2 protein-coding genes and 1 pseudogene are annotated in these 2417 nt (G+C 58.1%); all 3 read right to left on the bottom strand.

Features of this window, described 5'->3' with window-relative positions; genetic code table 11:
• Positions 1-99: 99 nt before the first annotated feature.
• Positions 100-432: pseudogene (locus tag ACQKQA_RS30195) on the bottom strand (2-oxoglutarate dehydrogenase E1 subunit family protein); the annotation flags it as partial.
• Positions 433-708: 276 nt separating this feature from the next.
• On the bottom strand, positions 709-1413 hold the full coding sequence (locus ACQKQA_RS30190; RefSeq protein ID WP_038581011.1) for a succinate dehydrogenase iron-sulfur subunit: 705 nt from the start codon (positions 1411-1413) through the stop codon (positions 709-711).
• A 12-nt stretch (positions 1414-1425) separates the two neighbouring features.
• Positions 1426-2417, bottom strand: a 992-nt coding sequence (locus tag ACQKQA_RS30185) for an FAD-binding protein (protein WP_427564785.1), incomplete at its 5' end; no start/stop codon positions are given.

Raw genomic sequence — 2417 nt, 5'->3', positions numbered from 1 at the left:
GGTCATTTTCAACCAGGCTGTGACTGTCGCGGCTGATCTGCTCGCGCCGGTCGTTGCCGATGTTGGTGTGGCTGTCGTTGAGGATCAGTTGCTCGGCTGGGATCCCTGGTGGCCACGCATCCGATAGGCCTGGATCAATCGCAGCACTTCAACTTGCTTCTTCTCGTGCTCACTGCTCACGCTACCGGCGGATACCGGCTGGGCGCGGCGCTGGTTCTTTGCCAGCAACACGAAATGATCGCGGATTGTCGAGTGCGAAACATCGATGGCAGTGCTGCCGTCGGTAGGCAACTTCTGGAAGTAAGTGCGCCACTCTTCTGGCACAGCGTTAGGGTCGTGCAGGTAGAGCTCGTAGAGCTCTTCCACATAGGCAGCGTTACTACCGGATAGGTAGGCGCTGTTCCACATGCGCTGCATCACGCTTTCTTGCATGCTTGGTCACCCTCGGTTAGGGGAACACCACCGGCGAAGACACCGAGCAAACTTGCAAAAGTCCGAGTGCAGCGACCAAAACAAGCCACTTAGGATCACGCTGATAGTCCGGGTACCAGCCCGGATGCCCCTGCTTGTCTCATTTCTTCAAAATACGAGCGGCAACTTTTTGAGCTGCTGCTCAGCTTAAAACTACGGCGCCGGTTGAAGCCTGCGCCGTAGCATCCACGGGTACAGCGGTCCTGCCTTTACAACAGCTGGGTTACAGCAGCTGAATCACACGCCGCTCTGCAGCAGCATGTTACGTATGTGACCGATGGCCTTAGTCGGGTTCAGGCCTTTCGGACAGACGTTGACGCAGTTCATGATGCCGCGGCAGCGGAATACGCTGAACGGATCATCCAGCGAAGCCAGACGCTCGGAGGTCTTAGTGTCGCGGCTGTCTGCCAGGAAGCGATAGGCTTGCAGCAGAGCGGCCGGGCCCAGGAACTTGTCCGGGTTCCACCAGAAGGACGGGCAGGAAGTCGAGCAGCAAGCGCACAGGATGCACTCGTACAGACCATCGAGCTTTTCGCGCTCTTCCGGGGACTGCAGACGCTCGATGGCCGGGGCCGGCGTGTCGTTCTGCAGGAATGGCTTCACCTTCTCGTATTGCTTGTAGAAGATGCTCATATCGACGACCAGGTCACGGATAACCGGCAAACCTGGCAGCGGGCGAACAACCAGCTTGTTGTTCTTCACTACGGCGGACAGCGGCGTGATGCAAGCCAGGCCGTTCTTGCCGTTGATGTTCATGCCATCGGAACCGCAAACGCCTTCGCGGCAGGAGCGACGGTAGGAGAAACCTTCGTCCTGCTCTTTGATCAGCGCCAGTACGTCCAGCACCATCAGATCCTTGCCACCGGTGTCGACCTGGAAAACCTGGGTTTTCGGCGCAGAGTCGGTGTCAGGGTTGTAACGATAAACTTCAACTTGCAACATATCGATCACCCTTTAGTAAGTCCGGACTTTTGGTTCAAAAGTCGGAACAGTCTTCGGCGAGAAGTTAACGGCACGCTTGGCAACGCGCTTCTCACCCGGGAAGTACAGGGTGTGGCACAGCCAGTTTTCGTCGTCACGGTCTTCGAAGTCTTCACGGGCGTGGGCGCCGCGGGACTCTTTGCGCACTTCTGCAGCGATGGCGGTGGCTTCAGCCACTTCCAGCAGGTTCTGCAGTTCCAGCGCTTCGATACGCGCAGTGTTGAACGCCTGCGACTTGTCGTTGATCTTGACGTTGGCAATGCGGGTACGCAGTTCGGCCAGCTGGGCAATACCCTTCTGCATGTATTCGCCAGTGCGGAATACACCGAAGTAGTTCTGCATGCAGCTTTGCAGCTCGCGACGCAGGGTAGCTACGTCTTCACCATCGGTACGTGCGTTCAGAGCAGACAGACGCGCCAGGGCCGCATTGATGTCGGCTTCGGTAGCGTCGTCATATTCGATACCGTCGGTCAGGGCTTTTTCCAGGTGCAGGCCGGCTGCGCGACCGAATACCACCAGGTCGAGCAGCGAGTTGCCGCCCAGACGGTTGGCACCGTGCACCGATACGCAAGCCACTTCACCTACGGCGAACAGGCCTGGAATGATTTCGTCCACGCCTTCGGCGTTCTGGGTGATCGCCTGGCCATGAATGTTGGTGGCAACGCCGCCCATCATGTAGTGGCAAGTCGGAACGACCGGAACCGGAGCGACAACCGGGTCAACGTGAGCGAAAGTCTTGGACAGTTCGCAGATACCTGGCAGACGGCTGTGCAGCACTTCCTCGCCCAGGTGGTCGAGCTTGAGCATCACGTGGTCGCCGTTCGGACCGCAGCCGTTGCCGGCGATGATCTCTTTAACCATCGAACGGGCAACAACGTCACGACCGGCAAGGTCCTTGGCGTTCGGAGCATAACGCTCCATGAAACGCTCACCATGCTTGTTGATCAGGTAACCACCTTCACCAC

The sequence above is a fragment of the Pseudomonas sp. NPDC089530 genome (genome assembly GCF_050280705.1).
Classification (GTDB): domain Bacteria; phylum Pseudomonadota; class Gammaproteobacteria; order Pseudomonadales; family Pseudomonadaceae; genus Aquipseudomonas.
This window is presented reverse-complemented; position numbering and strand designations above follow the sequence as displayed.

Bases quoted from the DNA above. Each gene is read 5' to 3' on its own strand.
- ACQKQA_RS30190 (WP_038581011.1), bottom strand. From the start codon at position 1,413: ATGTTGCAAGTTGAAGTTTATCGTTACAACCCTGACACCGACTCTGCG.